Source organism: Flavobacterium sp. GCM10023249, assembly GCF_042653365.1.
Classification (GTDB): Bacteria; Bacteroidota; Bacteroidia; order Flavobacteriales; family Flavobacteriaceae; genus Flavobacterium.
In genome coordinates, this window is record NZ_JBHSHZ010000009.1 from 332238 (window position 1) to 349115 (window position 16878).

The window sequence follows — 16878 nt, forward strand, 5'->3', positions numbered from 1 at the left end:
ATACCCACTTTTATCTGTAATAATCAATGTCAAAAAATGTAATTTTGCATACTTATTTTAAGAAAATGCTGGGATTAAAATTAAAGACTGACCCAAGATGGGCCAATATCGTAGAAAGTAACATTGGTGAAATTTTATCAGACCATGCTTGGTGTGAACAAAAAGCAGCAACCAATGCAATTACCATGATCATCAATAATTCCGAAAAAGAAGAATTGGTTACCGAACTGATTACTATTGCTCGCGAAGAAATGGAACACTTTCAAATGGTTCACGATATCATCAAAAAAAGAAATTTGGAATTTACCAGAGAACGAAAAGATGATTATGTCAATCAATTGGCCAAATTCATGAAAAAAGACGGTAGTCGTGAACAATCCTTAATTGATCGATTGCTATTTTCGGCAATGATTGAAGCCCGTAGTTGCGAACGTTTTAAAGTACTTTCAGAAAACATAAAAGACGAGGAATTAGCAAAATTTTACCGCGACTTAATGATTAGTGAAGCTGGACATTATACCACTTTCTTAAATTTTGCCCGAAAATATGGCAATGTGGATGAAGTCAATAAACGTTGGAAAGAATGGATCGAATTTGAAGGCGAGTTAATTACCAACTACGGAAAAACAGGAACTATTCACGGTTAGTCACAAGGCTATCGTATCTTTTATTCACAAAGAAAAACAACATTTTTAAAAAGAAAACTATAGAATTTTCGCCACAAAAGGTTATTTTTATATTTAAAATAACTTTTTGAAGGCGAAATTTTTTCATATTCTTCTTTTTCTTTTTGCAAATCAGCTATTTGCACAACAACCCGTTACCATTCAATTAACCGAAAAAGACGGCCTACCTGACATTGAATTCTACGACATTTTAGAAGACAAGAGCGGTTTTATTTGGCTAGCTGCCGACAAAGGGCTGTATCGCTATAACGGAAAATCATTTGTTAATTTTACGCATCCCGAAAAAAGAGGTTTGTCTGTTTTTGGTTTATTTCAAGATGAAAATGGTACAATCTGGTGTAATAATATTTCCGGTCAATTCTTTTATGTGAAAGATGGAAAATTGATCTTGTTTACCGACTTAAAAAATGAGTTAAAAGGACAACTCCCAGAATTTATTGTCAAAAAGAATGAACTTATTGCATTCTCAGAAAAAGGAATATTCAAAATCAATACTCAAAGCAAAAAAAAGGAATTAATCAAGGACAAATTTTCAAATTCTCCTTATTACAGAAATCCTTTTCAATACAATAATCAATTGTATTTCTCTTTGACCAATGAAATCAAAACTTTTAATCACAATCAAGTTGAAACTCAATTTACATTCACTAATAAAGGGATAGAACCCAAAAACAATGCCTTCTGTGATTTAAAAGGTGCACTTTTGTTTACAACGTTTTATGATGGAAAACAACATTTCTTTATAAAAGGAAATCAAGACAGATCATTTACCAGTATAGAAGTACCCAGTCAATTAATTGACAAAACTTTTGTTCGTATCTTGAAAGAAGACAATTTACTCTGGTTTTGCACCAATCAAGGTGTGGTGGTATGTCGTCAGGAAGGACATAAAATCATCTATAAAAGCACCTATTTACCCAACGAGTATATTACCAAAGTAATAAAAGATAAAAACAATAATTTCTGGTTTAGCACATTAAGAAATGGCGTTTTTATTATGCCCAATATATATATACAAAAAATACAACTTCCGGAAATTGCCAAAAACGTGAGCACAATGACAGTTATTGGCAATGATAATATCGCATTTGGAACACCCGAAGGGTTACTGGGAATAGTAAATACAAAAACGTACAAAAGCACAACTTTTCAACTCGAAAACAAATCGAAAATATGGCAACTGGTATACAATGAAAATTTCAACTCATTGTTTATAAGTCAGGAAAATCAATCGTATCTCTGGAACCTTAACGAAAGTACAATCTATAAACTCGCACATTTCACTGCTTCAAAAACGATGGTGGTGGCACAAAACAACTCTTTACTGAATGCCAGTTTTGACAGAGCCAATGTTATGGAAAACCCATTCACTGGTAACCGAAATCGAACCCTTTTCAATACCAATTTAACCCCAAAAATTTCAAATAGTACAATTACCCCAACCATTAAAAACATTAGAAAAAAAAGAGCGTACACTTGTTTTTATAGCTTAAACAACAATACTAATTATGTAGGTTTTGTTGATGATTTAATTCAATTTGATTCCGATTTCAAACCCACTGTTATACGTCATAAAAACCAACCTATTTTTGCAATTGGCATAGCAGAAACCAATGACGGCACCATTTGGGTTTCCACATTCAAGGATGGCATATTAGGAATAAAAGACAAAAAAGTAGTCTACAATCTAAATGCAAAAAAAGGATTACTTTCCAACGAAACAGGGAAACTTAAAAGTGATGGTGATCAACTTTGGATTTCGACCCAGGGCGGACTTCAGGTTTTTGATGTAAAAACAGGTTCGTTTCTAAATATTACCAAAAATGACGGACTCGAAAGTTACAGTATTTCGGATATAGAAATCATTCAAAACCAAGTGTATCTCTCCTCCAACAAAGGAATATTTACTTTGGATAAAACCAAAAGTTTTAAGAACCTGCAAAAGCCCGAAATATATTTCACAGGAGTAACCATTCAAGACAAAAACTCAGCTATACAAAAGAATTATTCGCTTAGCTACAATAAAAACGCTATTAAAATAAGCTTTAACAGTAATGGTTTCCAATCTTCAGAGAGCATCACTTACCACTACCGCCTGACTGGATTCGCAAATGAATGGCGACCATTGGAAAAAGGAATTGATTTTGTTCGGTATTCCAGCTTACCTCCTGGAAATTATAGTTTTGAAGTAAAAGCAGAAAATCAAAATAAGATTCAATCCAAACCCATTTCAATCCATTTTGCAATAGAAGCTCCATTCTGGCAAAAATGGTGGTTTTACACATTTCTTTCGTTGATTACCGTTTTTATGATTTGGTTTTATTTCAGAAATCGCCTTCAAAGAGTAGAAACAGAAAAAAAGGTAATGATTGAAAAAGCTGAAACCGATAAAGAGCTTATTCTTTCTCGACTTGAAAATTTGCGTTCTCAAATGAATCCCCATTTCATCTTCAATGCACTAAATTCTATTCAGGAATATATTTTAACCAATGAAAAAGAAACTGCCAGTACTTTTTTGGTTAAATTTTCACGTCTGATGCGCATTTACCTTGAGCACAGCAAAGAAAGTGAAGTACCACTAGAAGAAGAATTAAAAGCCATGCGATTGTATTTGGAACTGGAAAAAGACCGCTTTGAAGACACATTAGATTATACCATCATTGTAGACAAAGCACTAGACACGCAATCACTAAGCGTTCCGTCTCTTTTTATTCAGCCTTATGTAGAAAATGCTTTAAAACATGGTTTGCTCCATAAAAAAGAAGATAGAAAGCTCGAAGTCCATTTTCGCATGAATCCAGAAAACGACACATTAATCTGTACAGTTACTGATAATGGGATTGGTAGGAAAGCATCCGCTGAAATGCATGGTAAAAAAGCGTACCTGCACAAATCCTTTGCAACCAGTGCCAATCAAAAACGAGTGGAACTAATCAACAAAACAAGAACCAAAAAAACCAGTGTTACAATTGAAGATTTACATGATAGTGATTTTGTCGCTACTGGAACAAAAGTGACTATATTAATTCCCATCTGAAAAATTTCAGCAAAAACTATGATTGTTTCAGAAAGAAATTAGGCCAAAGTAAAGAAAGAATACTAAAATTTGCAGTAAAAACAGAATCATGAAGGTTATCATTATAGACGATGAAAACAAAGCAAGACGTCTTATCAGCACTATTATTTCAGAAAATTTTCCCGAAATAACTTCTTTACTTGAAGCATCTGATTTAAAAGAAGGTGTTTCTCTGATTAAAGAACATCAACCTGAAATTGTTTTTTTGGACATTGAAATGCCAAATCATTCCGGTTTGGAGATCATGGACTTTTTTGAACCCAATGAAGTTAATTTTCAAGTAATCTTTATTACGGCCTATAACGACTATGCCATTCAGGCTTTTAAACTATCTGCTGTAGACTATATTTTAAAACCCGTAGATATTTCCGAATTAAAAAATGCAGTTGAGAAAGCAAAACAAAATATTGAGAAAGCAAACATCAACGACAAACTCGAAAATCTTAGAAAAGTATTCCATCAATTATCCCTGAATAAGATTATTTTGGAAGTTCCCAAAGGCATTCTTTTTGTTGCACATGACGATATCATTTTGTTTGAAGCAGACGGAATGTATACTAAAGTATACATGAAAAACAACGAATCTCAATTGATTTGCAAACCGCTTAAACATTTCGCAGATCAACTTTCTGAAAAGTTTATTTTCTATAAACCTCACCGATCTTATTTGGTTAATTTGCGATACATGAAAGAACTTTCAAAAAAAGACGGATTTCATATAATCATGGAAAACAACAAAACTATTCCAATTGCAAAAGAGAAAAAAGAAGAGTTCATGCAAATGATTCAGGAATTGTTTTAAAATACATTTCAGCAAAAAAAAGAGACTGTTCAGAAAAAATTTGACTACTCCATCTTCATTCAGTTTGATCTTTGTAACGAACATTAAATCAAACGGCTATGAGATTACAATTACTCTTTTTTACTTTCCTTTGTTGCACTGTGGAAGCGATTGCACAAATTCCAACAAATGCGTTAATCAAAGATTATAAATTTACTAACGGAGCCATAACCAGCGAAGTCAATCCGGCACTTTACTCAGGGAGCGCATTGCTAGTTCCCACAGGAAATTCAAGAACAAACACTACTGACCGAAATGGTGAAGCAAACAAAGCCATCAATCTAAATGGGGATTCTTTTAGTGCTGGCGGAACCAATGCGGCGAGTGTAAATAATTTTGCAGTAAGTTTTTGGTTGAAAACCACAACCAATGAAACCCCTAAACGCTATATTTTAGACCAACACAATACCGCTGCCAATCCAGCTGGTTTCAGTATCGCTTTAAAGGACGGAAAAATTTATTTTAATGGACAATACAGTTGGAATTTTCAATCCACAAGCGGAGCCAGCGGTGTACAAGAAGTAATTAGTCAGAACATTAATGACGGCCAGTGGCATCATGTTGTATGCCAGATGAGTTCAACAAGTTCTGGTCAATACGCTGGAAGCTTGGTGCAATACACCTTAACGTATACCTATTCAATGTATATAGATAATGTTTTTGTTGGAGCCGATGCTGAAACCAATTACGCCTCAGGATTAGCATCAGACACCTATTCGGTTAGAGCAATTACAGCCAACAAACCATTGTTAATTGGAAAAAGTCATGATATCAATTTTTCAAATTATCAAGATGAAATCGATCAAATCCGATACTACGAACGTGTTTTAACCACACCGGAAATTGACATACTTTTTAATGAAGACAAACCTAGAATTAAAATCTATGTAAATGCGAATGCAACCGGTGCCAACAACGGTACAAGTTGGACCGATGCCTATACTAGTCTCGATGCCGCTATCACAGCTTCTACTTCTGCCAATGAAATTTGGGTAGCTGCAGGAACTTACAAACCATCGGGAACTGCAAGAACCTCAACATTCATGATGAAAAATTCTACAAAATTATATGGCGGATTCATCGGTACTGAAACGCAAATAAACCAAAGAAATCCTAAAACAAACACCACTATTTTATCCGGTGATTTGAACGGGAACGATACGAACAACATCATTGCGACTGAGTCATCCCGACAAGACAATGCGTATCATGTCATTACAGTGAGAGGAAACATTCGGGATATAACTGTAGATGGATTTACAATCACTGGTGGAAATGCCAACGGACCAACATTAACTGGTGGCACAGCATCGGCACAATACTATCATACACGTGGTGGAGCAGTTTACATCAATACCTTTGCAGCCAATGACAATGCGGTTATTACGCTTCAAAATTGTATTCTAGAAAAAAATACGGGCTCAGATACTGCAGTAATGTCGGGTTATTTTGCCGGAGGTGTAAACAATCAAATTTTCAATGCTAATCTTGACTCATGCATCATTCGTGATAATCATTCGTCAACAAATGCACAAATCCTTATTGCCGGTGCCAATGGTTATTCTTGGTATGGTAACAGCGAAATTAAAAACTGTCTTTTTTACAACAATACATCAGCATCTGGTGCATCTTGCTTGTATCTAAGTGCTAGTACTACTAATGGTGGAAATCAAAACGGTATCAATGTCGATGTAATCAATTCAACATTTTCGAATAATACTGGAGTAACCGGAAATACAATACGCACGGACAACGGATCCAATACCCGTTTTAAAAATAGTATTATATACGGTAACGGATCGACAACGCCATTCTCAATCAACGGTACATTGGGTGGACCGTCTTTACAGAATACCATCTCGCAAGGTGGACAAATTAGCGGTATAAACAGCAATCCTGATTTAAAATCGGATTACACATTAAATTCAGGTTCACCAGCCATCGATGCGGGTAATAACAATCATATTCCATATGGATTAAATCTTGATTTAAATGGAAATCCACGTATTGTAAATACAACTGTTGACTTGGGCGCCTTTGAATATGATGCCACATTGAGTAATGACAACTTTGATGCATTTGATGCTTTCACTATTTTTCCAAATCCAGCAAATAACCATATTACCATCAATAGTTTAGAAAGTATTGAAAAAATAGAAATCTATTCATTGTTGGGGCAAAAGGTAAGTTCATTCTCTTCTGTATGGGCCGATATCTCTGAACTTCCATCAGGTATTTATCTCCTAACCATCCAAACTACCGAAGGTAAAATTGGAACTAAAAAAATGATCAAAAAATAATTTAGACTACCAATTCAATTTAAAGTGCTTCTCAATTTAGGAAGCACTTTTTATTTGTTTTCATGTAACATTTCTTCGTAATAATTGTCTAATTACTATAATTGAAAAACTAAAGAAATTATGCAAGCTCACGAAATTGATTACCATATTTATGGTGAAGAAATGCAATATGTTGAAATAGAATTAGACCCACAAGAAGTTGTTGTTGCCGAAGCAGGAAGCTTTATGATGATGGACAACGGCATCAAAATGGAAACAATTTTCGGTGATGGATCCGGACAACAAACAGGTATCATGGGTAAACTTTTAAGTGCTGGTAAACGAATGCTTACTGGCGAAAGTTTATTTATGACCGCTTATATGAACCAAGATTCGGACAAAAGAAAAGTATCGTTTGCATCTCCGTATCCTGGAAAAATTGTCGCTATCGATTTAACTCAGTATCAAGGAAAATTCATTTGCCAAAAAGACTCTTTCTTATGTGCTGCCAAAGGCGTTTCGGTAGGTATTGAGTTTTCTAAAAAATTAGGCCGTGGGCTTTTTGGTGGTGAAGGTTTCATCATGCAAAAAATTGAAGGAGATGGAATGGCTTTTGTACATTCTGGTGGAACATTGGCCCGCAAAGAATTACAACCCGGCGAAGTTTTAAAAGTAGATACAGGATGTATTGTTGGTTTTACCCAAGATGTTGATTACGATATCGAATTCATTGGAGGAATCAAAAATTCAATCTTCGGAGGAGAAGGTTTGTTCTATGCTACACTTCGAGGACCAGGAATAGTCTATATCCAATCGTTACCTTTTAGTAGATTAGCCGGCAAAATTATTGCCGCTGGTGGATTCAACAGTACCAAAGAAGAAGGTGGAGTTTTAGGTGGATTAGGAAAATTAGTCGACGGAATTTAATCTGAGACTTCAATACATAAAAAAAAAAGACTAAGCAATGCTTAGTCTTTTTTTTTATGTATTCTTAGTTCTTTATATTTTAACGGACAATTTTTTAATTCCCATACTAAACAACGTAAAAGCCTGAATATCTACATTTTCCTGGATAGTTGCTGCCACAGATTTTCCGGCACCATGTCCAGCATTGATATCGATACGAATTAGCATCGGATTTGAACCCGAATATTTCTCTTGCAATTCGGCAGCAAATTTAAAACTGTGTGCAGGCACTACACGATCATCATGATCACCTGTAGTTACCATAGTGGCAGGATATTGTCTATCGGGTTTCACATTATGCACCGGCGAATATTTTTTAATATACTCAAACATTTCCACCGAATCTTCCGAAGTTCCATAATCGTAGGCCCAACCTGCTCCAGCAGTAAATGTATGATAACGCAGCATATCTAAAACTCCAACAGCAGGTAAAGCAACTTTCATCAAATCCGGACGTTGCGTCATTACTGCACCAACCAATAATCCACCGTTTGAACCTCCTCTAACTGCTAAAAAGTCATTTGAAGTAAACTTCTCAGCAATCAAATATTCGGCTGCTGCAATAAAATCATCAAAAACATTTTGCTTCTGCATTTTAGTTCCCGCATCATGCCATTTCTTTCCGTATTCACCACCACCTCTCAAATTGGGTACTGCAAATACGCCTCCATTTTCCAACCAAAGCGCTGTAGAAATACTGAAACTTGGCGTTAAACTCACATTAAAACCTCCATAACCATAAAGAATGGTTGGATTCTTTCCATTAAGTTTGATTCCCTTTTTATAAGTAATAATCATGGGAATTTTAGTTCCGTCTTTGGAGGTATAAAATACTTGTTTGGATTCGTATTCGTCCGAATTGAAATCAACTTTCGGTTTTTGATATACCTTAGAAATTCCGGTTTTAGGATCTAAAGAATAAATACTTCCAGGAGTATAATAATTAGAAAAGAAATAATACAAAACATCATCTTTAGGTTTACCCGAAAAACCACCTGCTGTACCTACTCCAGGCAACTCAATAGTACGAACTAAATTACCATTATAATCAAATTGTTTCACCAAAGAAACAGCATCCTTCATATAATCTGCAAAAATAAAACCACTACCGGTTGTAACAGATAAAACATTATCCGTTTCACCGATTAAATCTTTCCAGTTTTCCGGTGTTGGATTCGCCACATCTACGGTTACAACCTTCTTATTTGGTGCTTTGTAGTTGGTATAGATGAACAATTTACCACCTACGTTTTCAACAACATCATTATCGGAATTGAAATTATCCACAATTGTAACAATTGGACTATTTACTGCAGAAAGATCTTTAATATACAATTCGTTACCGGAAGTCGAATTCGAAGCCGAAATTACTAAATAGTGATCGTCTTCCGTTACACCACCACCAACATAACGTCGTTTTTGATCTAAACCAAAGATTACTTTATCTTCTTTTTGAGATGTCCCTAATTGATGATAATACAATTTATGTTGATCGGTTTTTGCCGAAAGTTCACTTCCATTTGGTTTGTCATAACTTGAATAATAGAATCCATCGTTTTTATACCAAGAAATACCACTAAACTTCACATCAACCAATTTATTCTCGAGCACTTGTTTTGTTTTCGTATCAATAATAATTACTTCGCGCCAATCAGATCCACCAATTGAAATTTGATACGCTGCTTTACTTCCATCTTTTGAAAAATTAATTCCTGCCAAAGAAGTCGTACCGTCTGTAGAAAAAGTATTTGGATCCAAAAAAACCTCTTCTTTTCCTGATTGGTCTTTACGATACAAAACCGATTGATTTTGTAAACCGTTGTTCTTAAAAAAGTAGGTAAAATCACCCTCTGTAAAAGGTGAGCCTATTTTCTCGAAATTCCACATTTTTTCCAAACGCTTTTTCAAAGCATCTCGATACGAAATCTGATTTAAATAGTTATAGGTAACCGAATTTTGCTCTTTTACCCAAGCTTCTGTTTCTGAGGAGCGATCGTCTTCCAACCATCGGTAAGGATCAATCACTTTGATACCAAAGTAGCTATCAACATGTTCTACTTTTTTTGTTGTAGGATATTTCATTCCTTTTGCAATCTTTTTTGTTTGAGCATTAGCCGAAATTGTAATTACTATGGCCAATGATGTAACTAGTTTTTTCATTGTTTGAATTTGGTTTAACACAAAAATACGTTTTCAAACCATATTATCTAGTTAATAACAAAATACTCGAAATTTGTTACAAATTAAAATTAATTCCAATACTAAAGTTTCTACCAATATTTGGAATACCGTCTGCTTTTAATCGCGACAAATGGGAAACATACTCACGGTTGAGCACATTATTACCATTTAAACTTAATTCACATTTAAATGCTTTACAATTAATTTGACCTCCCAATCCGAAATTCAACAAACTATATTCCGAAGTTTTCGTTTCAAACATTCCAACATTGTTTTGAGCAAAAAAAGTGTCAAAGTTTAAAGAGGCATAACCTGCTTTAAGCCATTTGAATTTAAAATCAGTTTTAATGGTATTACTCCATTTATTAGAAGGAATTAGTGGCAAAAATTCTCCATCTTGTTTCTTCCCGGTTACAGATTCGAAGCTACTGGTAATATGCAGCCAATCTACTGGATGCGGATGCAAGTGAATTCCGGCTTCCCCACCATATAAATTGGCATCGTTTTGTACATAATCGTAAACATCATTACCGTCGATCACATTACCATTCGGAGCAATAAAAATATAATTCCTGATACGGTTGTAAAATCCATTCACAAAAAATTCAAAATGTTTATTTCCGTATTCAAAATTCAAATCGGTTTGAATGTTTTGTTCATTTTTAAGATTGGCATTACCAATTTCGTAGCGATTACTCCCTTCATGAACCCCGTTTGATGTTAGTTCGGCTAAGTTGGGTGCTCTAAATCCAGAAGCAATATTCAAACGCATGGTTAAATTAGCGGTGATTGATGTTTTATAACCCAATGAAGCGTTCCAACTGTTGAATTTTTTATCAATGGCTTGAAAATAACCTTCTTCTCCCACTATTCCATGATTTTCGGTAGTAATATTTCTATTATCAAAACGAATACCCGCTTGAATTACATGCTTTTTCAACGTATAATTTGTCGTTATCAAAGCTCCGACATCATTAGTTTTAGCATTAGGAATTAACATCTCCTCACCAAAATTGGTATTTGTTTGTGTCATTCCTTGTACACCAAAAATAGTTTCAAATTTTCCGAATTTTGGAAATTCATATTTTGCATCAAAATTAAAAGTTTGCAAATCCATATCTAGAATAGGTTTCAAACTATCTTCAAATTCTTTTCTATCGTTAGCTATATATCCAAAATCCAAATTCAATTTAGAGTTTTTAAAGAAGATTTTATTGTGCAAGCTTGCAATTTGACTAAACACACCCTGACGCGGGAAATCTGGGTTTCTAACCGTTGTGTTTTTACCAATTTCCTCGGGTAGTCCTAAAGTCAAAAGGTTTAAATTATAGCGAAAGGTTGAAGAAAATTTAGCATTACTGTAACTAATACCGGTTTTAAAATCGGTTTCTTCAAAACGAGTATTGGTAACCCTGTTTCCATTTGGCATTTGGTAATCGATATGGGTATTATAGCTACCCCTAGTTAAAAATTTCCAATTTTCATTGGATGATTTCAAACCAAAACTGGTCGTACTACCTTGTGAATTGGTAAAATACTTTTGGCTAAAATCTGCTGCATATGAATTCGGATTTGCAAATTTTTCTGGATTAAAATACAACACACCTCCCAAAGCATCTGAACCATATAATAAAGAAGCCGGTCCTTTGATAACCTCTACACTTTCAACACCATTATCATTCAATCCTAAGCCGTGTTCTTCGCCAAATTGCTGATTTTCCAATCGAACACCTTGTGTATAAATCAAAACTCTATTTCCGCTTAAACCACGTATAACCGGCTTACCTATGGAAGTACCTGTAGAAATATTGGACACTCCGGGAATCGTTGCCAAACCCTCAACTAATGAAGCCGCTCCTTTTTGTTTCAAATCTTTGATCTTCTGATTTTCAACTTTCATTACATTTTGCGATTGCATTTTATTGAAAACTGTCGAAACGATCACTTCATCAATATGGTGAGTATGTTCCTCCGTCAATACAACATCATACTCTGTTTCACCATCTTTCAATTGGATAGTGACAATGGTACTATCAAATTCAGGGTGTGAAAAAATAATCGTAAAACTTCCCGATGGTAAATTCACAAATCGGTATTTACCTTCTTCGTTGGTAATTATTTCTTTATGCAACTCTGGAATAGCCACAGTAGTATTTTTAATGGGATACTTATTTTCGTCCGATACAGTTCCGGAAAAGCTGCTTTGCGCATTTACAAAAGACGTTAACCCTATAAATAGGGATATAAAAAATGATTTCATTGGATTTAATGATTATTGTTTAAATAGAAAATGGAAATCCAAAATGAATTGGAAATCCTAAAAAATATCGTAAACAATAAAAGAAGGTGGGCCTCGGGATTTTGATGTACTACCAGAGAAAAAAACAAATTTTTCACCGTAACCAAACAAACTGATAGTATCGTAAACCGGAATTTTACTTTCAAAAGTAAAAAAATCGGTTGGTATGTAGTTGCTAAAAGCATATTCACAAACAAAACAGTCGTCAAAATCATGATGACTGTGTGTGAATTCAGTTTTATCTTTATGGTATTTGTGGTCGCAATGTTCAGAAGTTAATTGCTCGACTAAATGCTCGAATGAATGCAGTGATTGAAACAGTACTCCAAAGAGTACTACCATCACCAAAGAGTAGTTTAATATGACTAATTTCTTTTTCATTCTGAACAAATATATAAAACAAAAAATAAATCCGTTCAACAAAAAGTCAAACGGATTCAAATTAATTTATTTTTTAAGCGGTTACACTAAATTATTAGCTACAAGATATTCAGCGATTTGAATGGCATTTGTAGCGGCACCTTTACGTAAATTATCCGCAACAATCCACATATTTAATGTATTCGGCTGACTTCCATCTCGACGAATTCTACCTACGAAAACATCGTCTTTGCCTTGGGCGTATAAAGGCATTGGGAACGTAAAAGTATCTACATTGTCCTGAACAGTGACACCTTGGGTATGATGCAAAATCTGACGAACATTACTTACTTCAAAGTCTTTTTCAAACTCAACGTTTACCGCTTCACTATGCCCTCCAACAACTGGTATTCTAACTGCAGTGGCTGTAACAGCAATTGTTTTATCGTCTAAAATTTTTTGTGTTTCACGAACTAATTTCATTTCCTCTTTAGTGTAATCATTTTCTTCAAAAACATCACATTGAGGTATTGCGTTGCGGTGAATTTGATATTTATAAGCCATTTCACCTTTTACACCTTCGTATTCATTTTCCAATTGTCGAACCGCTTTCACACCTGTTCCTGTGATGGACTGATAGGTAGAAACAACTACACGCTTGATGTCGTATTCTTTATGTAATGGTGCCAAAACCATTACCATTTGAATAGTCGAACAATTGGGGTTAGCAATAATTTTATCTTCTTTCGTCAAAACAGAAGCATTGATTTCAGGAACAATTAATTTTTTGGTTGGATCCATTCTCCAAGCAGAAGAATTGTCAATTACTGTGGTACCAACCTCAGCAAATTTGGGTGCCCATTCTTTAGAAGTATCTCCACCAGCAGAAAAAATTGCAATAGCAGGCTTCATGTCAATAGCTGTTTGCATTCCAACCACCTTATACTTATTGCCTTTAAATTCAATCTCGTTTCCAACAGATCTTTCTGAAGCAACTGGGATTAATTCTGTAATTGGAAAATTTCTTTCCGCCAATACCTGAAGCATTACTTCTCCTACCATACCGGTAGCACCTACAACGGCTACTTTCATCTTAAATGTGTGTGTTTAAATTTTGACAACACAAAAGTAAATAATATTTGGTTTCCAAAAACGTATTAACAAAATTTAACAAAATGTTATAAAAATGCAAATTACCTTTTTTTGAATACGAGTATAACATTAACTTAACAAGTTTTTACAAACCAAACTCAATTGATTTACAAAAGAATAACCCAAATATAAACTAAGAAAATTCTTATTTTTATTATTTTTGCGCCAACTAAAAAACTAAAAAAAATGAAAAAAATCTTATTACTTCTGTTATGCTTTGGGGCGCATAACTTACTTACAGCGCAAACCACGCTTGTCAGCACCGGTTCTTCATGGAAATACTTAGCCAATGGCTCCAATCAGGGAACGGCTTGGAGAGCCACTACAATTAACGAAACTGGATGGTCGCAAGGAAATGCGCAACTGGGCTACGGTGATGGAGACGAAGCCACTGTAGTATCCTATGGGTCAAGTTCTTCAAACAAATATATTACTACCTATTTTAGAAAAACATTCAATGTAGCTAATGCAAGTGCGTTCTTGAACTATACATTAAAAGTAAAAAGAGATGATGGTGTTGCAGTTTACGTTAACGGAACGGAAGTTTACAGAAATAATTTAGCCTCCGGAGCGAGTTATACTACTTTAGCAACATTGGCGAGTGATGACGGTGGAACATTTCAAACCACGACCCTTCCTATCAATACTTTTGTAACCGGTAATAACACAATCGCAGTTGAAATTCATCAAAATGCAGCCAACAGTTCTGACATCAGTTTCGATTTGGAACTTATCGGTAACACCAGTGCACCAGCATCTGTAACACAGAAGCATATTCGTTGGGGAACCACAAAAAATCCATTGGAAGGTTTGACCGTATCATGGACCAATTCAACCGCAGCAACCACAGACCAAATTAAATGGGGATACACTACATCGTATGAACAAGGCACAAGTAATGTAGCTTCTCGTTCCGGATATTCGTCATCTACTAATAAATTTTTCAGTTATACTTTTCCAGGAGCTGTGACCGCTAACTCAATTATTTACTATTCTTTATTTGATTCGGTTTCAGGAGTATGGAGTGCACAAAAAACATACTCAACCGCTCCAGATTTAACTACCAATACATTTAAATTTGCAGCGGTTGGAGACAGTAGAACTAATGTTGGTGTTTGGAATACCATTTCTACATTAACCAACAACAGAAATCCCGCTTTTGTGGTATTCAACGGAGATATTGTTGACACGGGTAGTTCAGCATCACAATGGAATGCTTGGTTTGATAATGGAAAAAATCTAATTGAAAACAAATTAATTTTACATGCTCAAGGTAATCACGACGTAGCTTCCGCTTCCTATTACCAGAACATTTTCGATTTACCAAAAAACAACACTCCACAAACCGAATTGTATTATTCGGTAGAATATGGAGAAACAGTATTTATTTGTTTGAACTCTGAAACACCTTCGGATGTAACTCAATACAATTGGCTTAAAGCAACTTTAGCTGCCAACGCAACAAAAAAATGGAAAATAATATCTTTTCACAGACCATTCTATACTGTTGGTCCTCATGCTGGTGAAATGGATGCCTATTGGAATACATGGTTCAAAGCTTTTGACGATTATGGAGTAGATTTGATTTTAACAGGCCATGATCATTTGTACGAGCGTTTTAAACCTATAAACCGAAATGTAAGTACTACATCTCCGGTAGCAAATTATGGTAGCCAACCAACTGAAGGAAGATGTCAGGTTGTTTGTGGTGGTGCTGGCGCGCCTTTGTATACAGCGGGAAGCTCTTCTTTCTTACAAGCCTTTAAATCCGATTATCATTATGTAATGTTTGATGTAACCAATACAACGTTATGCGGTACTGTTTACGACGATACTAATGTAGCAATTGATAATTTCTGCATTAACAAACCGTATTTAGCAACACAACCACAAAAGCAAACTTTCTATCCAATTAAAGTGTATCCGAATCCGATTCAAGAATCATTCAAAGTTGATTATTCATCACCATACACAGGAAATGCTATTATCAATATTTACGATGTAAAAGGAAAACTAATTACAACGGAAAAAACCAACAAATCGACAACAGATTTCTCATACACCTATAATGGCAAAGCATTAAAAGCGGGTGTATATGTTTTTGAAATTCAAATGGAAAACCAAAAAGACACATCCATATTAGTCCGTGAATAAGAATATCTTAAATAGCATTGAAAAATGTGCCCGATTAGGTGTTTTCGGCACCTATTTGGGTCATGGTATTGTAGCTTTGGGCGTCAATCCAAAATGGATACCATTACTTACCTGTTTCGGTTTTACCGATGCACAAGCAATACAACTACTGCCACTTATAGGAATTTTGGATATTATTGTAGCAATACTAATTTTATTATTCCCCATCCGAATTATTGTCTTATGGGCTATCCTTTGGGCATTAGCAACTGCCTTAAGTAGACCAATTTCCGGTCAAGAATTTATAGAATTTGTTGAGAGGTCAGCCAATTGGTGTTTACCATTAGTTTTACTTCTCATTTTAGGAATACCTGAAAACGCAAAAAACTGGCTCAAGGTAAGATCATAAAAAAAGGAGGATTTTTGAATCCTCCTTTTTTATAAACAAAACTTTATTTTTTAAGCAAATCTCTAATTTGAGTTAGCAATTCTTCCTGAGTTGGACCTGCTGGGGCAGCTGGCGGTTCAGGTTTCTTCATTTTATTGATTGCTTTAATAATCAAAAACATTACGAATGCGACAATGATAAAATCAATAAGAGCAGTTAAAAAAGCGCCCCATTGGATTGCAACTTCAGCAACGGCGGGTGTAGTTACAGCTCCTGCTGCATCTTTAACTTCAGCTACCCCATCGACAATAACAAATTTTTTGTCATTAAGATCTATACCTCCCATTAGCAGACCAACAACCGGTGCGAACATTTTCTCAACAAAAGCAGTAACCACCTTTCCAAAAGCGCCTCCCATTACGAAAGCAATTGCCATATCCACCAGATTGCCTTTCATGGCAAACTCTTTAAATTCTGAAATAAATCCCATAAATAATTGTTTTTTTTGGTTAGTTAA

Annotated in this window: 12 protein-coding genes; 7 read left to right on the top strand and 5 right to left on the bottom strand. The window is 35.0% G+C overall.

The window, feature by feature from the left end; translation table 11 throughout:
- Positions 1-65: 65 nt before the first annotated feature.
- From ACFO7M_RS08235 to ACFO7M_RS08255, 5 genes are all read left to right on the top strand, one after another.
- Positions 66-647 carry a tRNA-(ms[2]io[6]A)-hydroxylase gene (locus ACFO7M_RS08235; protein ID WP_379735514.1) on the top strand — a complete coding sequence of 194 codons (582 nt, stop codon included), beginning with the start codon at positions 66-68 and terminating at the stop codon, positions 645-647.
- Between the two features lie 106 nt (positions 648-753).
- Positions 754-3723 carry a sensor histidine kinase gene (locus ACFO7M_RS08240; protein ID WP_379735048.1) on the top strand — a complete coding sequence of 990 codons (2970 nt, stop codon included), beginning with the start codon at positions 754-756 and terminating at the stop codon, positions 3721-3723.
- Positions 3724-3811: 88 nt separating this feature from the next.
- Positions 3812-4564 carry a LytR/AlgR family response regulator transcription factor gene (locus ACFO7M_RS08245; protein WP_379713981.1) on the top strand — a complete coding sequence of 251 codons (753 nt, stop codon included), beginning with the start codon at positions 3812-3814 and terminating at the stop codon, positions 4562-4564.
- Positions 4565-4662: 98 nt separating this feature from the next.
- Complete coding sequence (locus ACFO7M_RS08250) at positions 4663-6903, top strand: T9SS type A sorting domain-containing protein (protein ID WP_379735050.1); 2241 nt, start codon at positions 4663-4665, stop codon at positions 6901-6903.
- Between the two features lie 120 nt (positions 6904-7023).
- Positions 7024-7809 (top strand): TIGR00266 family protein, encoded by a 786-nt coding sequence (locus ACFO7M_RS08255; RefSeq protein ID WP_379735052.1) that lies wholly within the window; start codon positions 7024-7026, stop codon positions 7807-7809.
- Between the two features lie 72 nt (positions 7810-7881).
- Here ACFO7M_RS08255 and ACFO7M_RS08260 read toward each other — a convergent pair whose 3' ends face one another.
- From ACFO7M_RS08260 to ACFO7M_RS08275, 4 genes are all read right to left on the bottom strand, one after another.
- On the bottom strand, positions 7882-9930 hold the full coding sequence (locus tag ACFO7M_RS08260; protein WP_379735516.1) for a prolyl oligopeptidase family serine peptidase: 2049 nt from the start codon (positions 9928-9930) through the stop codon (positions 7882-7884).
- A 154-nt stretch (positions 9931-10084) separates the two neighbouring features.
- Positions 10085-12289, bottom strand: coding sequence for a TonB-dependent receptor (locus tag ACFO7M_RS08265; RefSeq protein WP_379735054.1), 2205 nt, complete (start codon positions 12287-12289; stop codon positions 10085-10087).
- 57 nt (positions 12290-12346) lie between these two features.
- Positions 12347-12709, bottom strand: a complete 363-nt coding sequence (locus ACFO7M_RS08270) for a hypothetical protein (protein WP_379713989.1) — start codon at positions 12707-12709, stop codon at positions 12347-12349.
- Between the two features lie 81 nt (positions 12710-12790).
- Positions 12791-13780: an aspartate-semialdehyde dehydrogenase gene (locus ACFO7M_RS08275; RefSeq protein WP_379735056.1), complete on the bottom strand. Its 990-nt coding sequence runs from the start codon at positions 13778-13780 to the stop codon at positions 12791-12793.
- Positions 13781-14026: 246 nt separating this feature from the next.
- Between ACFO7M_RS08275 and ACFO7M_RS08280 the strand changes: the two genes are divergently transcribed.
- Complete coding sequence (locus ACFO7M_RS08280) at positions 14027-15994, top strand: metallophosphoesterase (RefSeq protein ID WP_379735058.1); 1968 nt, start codon at positions 14027-14029, stop codon at positions 15992-15994.
- A complete protein-coding gene (locus ACFO7M_RS08285) occupies positions 15987-16382 on the top strand; it encodes a hypothetical protein (RefSeq protein WP_379735060.1) in 396 nt (131 codons plus the stop codon). Before ACFO7M_RS08280 ends, ACFO7M_RS08285 begins: the two co-directional genes overlap by 8 nt.
- A 43-nt stretch (positions 16383-16425) precedes the next feature.
- Here the strand turns inward: ACFO7M_RS08285 and mscL are convergent, their stop codons facing one another.
- On the bottom strand, positions 16426-16851 hold the full coding sequence (gene mscL, locus ACFO7M_RS08290) for a large conductance mechanosensitive channel protein MscL (protein ID WP_379735062.1): 426 nt from the start codon (positions 16849-16851) through the stop codon (positions 16426-16428).
- Positions 16852-16878 lie beyond the last annotated feature (27 nt).

Coding starts and splice junctions, on each gene's coding strand:
- ACFO7M_RS08250 (WP_379735050.1), top strand. CDS start 4,663: ATGAGATTACAATTACTCTTTTTTACTTTCCTTTGTTGCACTGTGGAA.
- ACFO7M_RS08275 (WP_379735056.1), bottom strand. CDS start 13,780: ATGAAAGTAGCCGTTGTAGGTGCTACCGGTATGGTAGGAGAAGTAATG.
- ACFO7M_RS08235 (WP_379735514.1), top strand. CDS start 66: ATGCTGGGATTAAAATTAAAGACTGACCCAAGATGGGCCAATATCGTA.
- ACFO7M_RS08255 (WP_379735052.1), top strand. CDS start 7,024: ATGCAAGCTCACGAAATTGATTACCATATTTATGGTGAAGAAATGCAA.
- ACFO7M_RS08260 (WP_379735516.1), bottom strand. CDS start 9,930: ATGAAATATCCTACAACAAAAAAAGTAGAACATGTTGATAGCTACTTT.
- mscL (WP_379735062.1), bottom strand. CDS start 16,851: ATGGGATTTATTTCAGAATTTAAAGAGTTTGCCATGAAAGGCAATCTG.
- ACFO7M_RS08245 (WP_379713981.1), top strand. CDS start 3,812: ATGAAGGTTATCATTATAGACGATGAAAACAAAGCAAGACGTCTTATC.
- ACFO7M_RS08270 (WP_379713989.1), bottom strand. CDS start 12,709: ATGAAAAAGAAATTAGTCATATTAAACTACTCTTTGGTGATGGTAGTA.
- ACFO7M_RS08280 (WP_379735058.1), top strand. CDS start 14,027: ATGAAAAAAATCTTATTACTTCTGTTATGCTTTGGGGCGCATAACTTA.
- ACFO7M_RS08265 (WP_379735054.1), bottom strand. CDS start 12,289: ATGAAATCATTTTTTATATCCCTATTTATAGGGTTAACGTCTTTTGTA.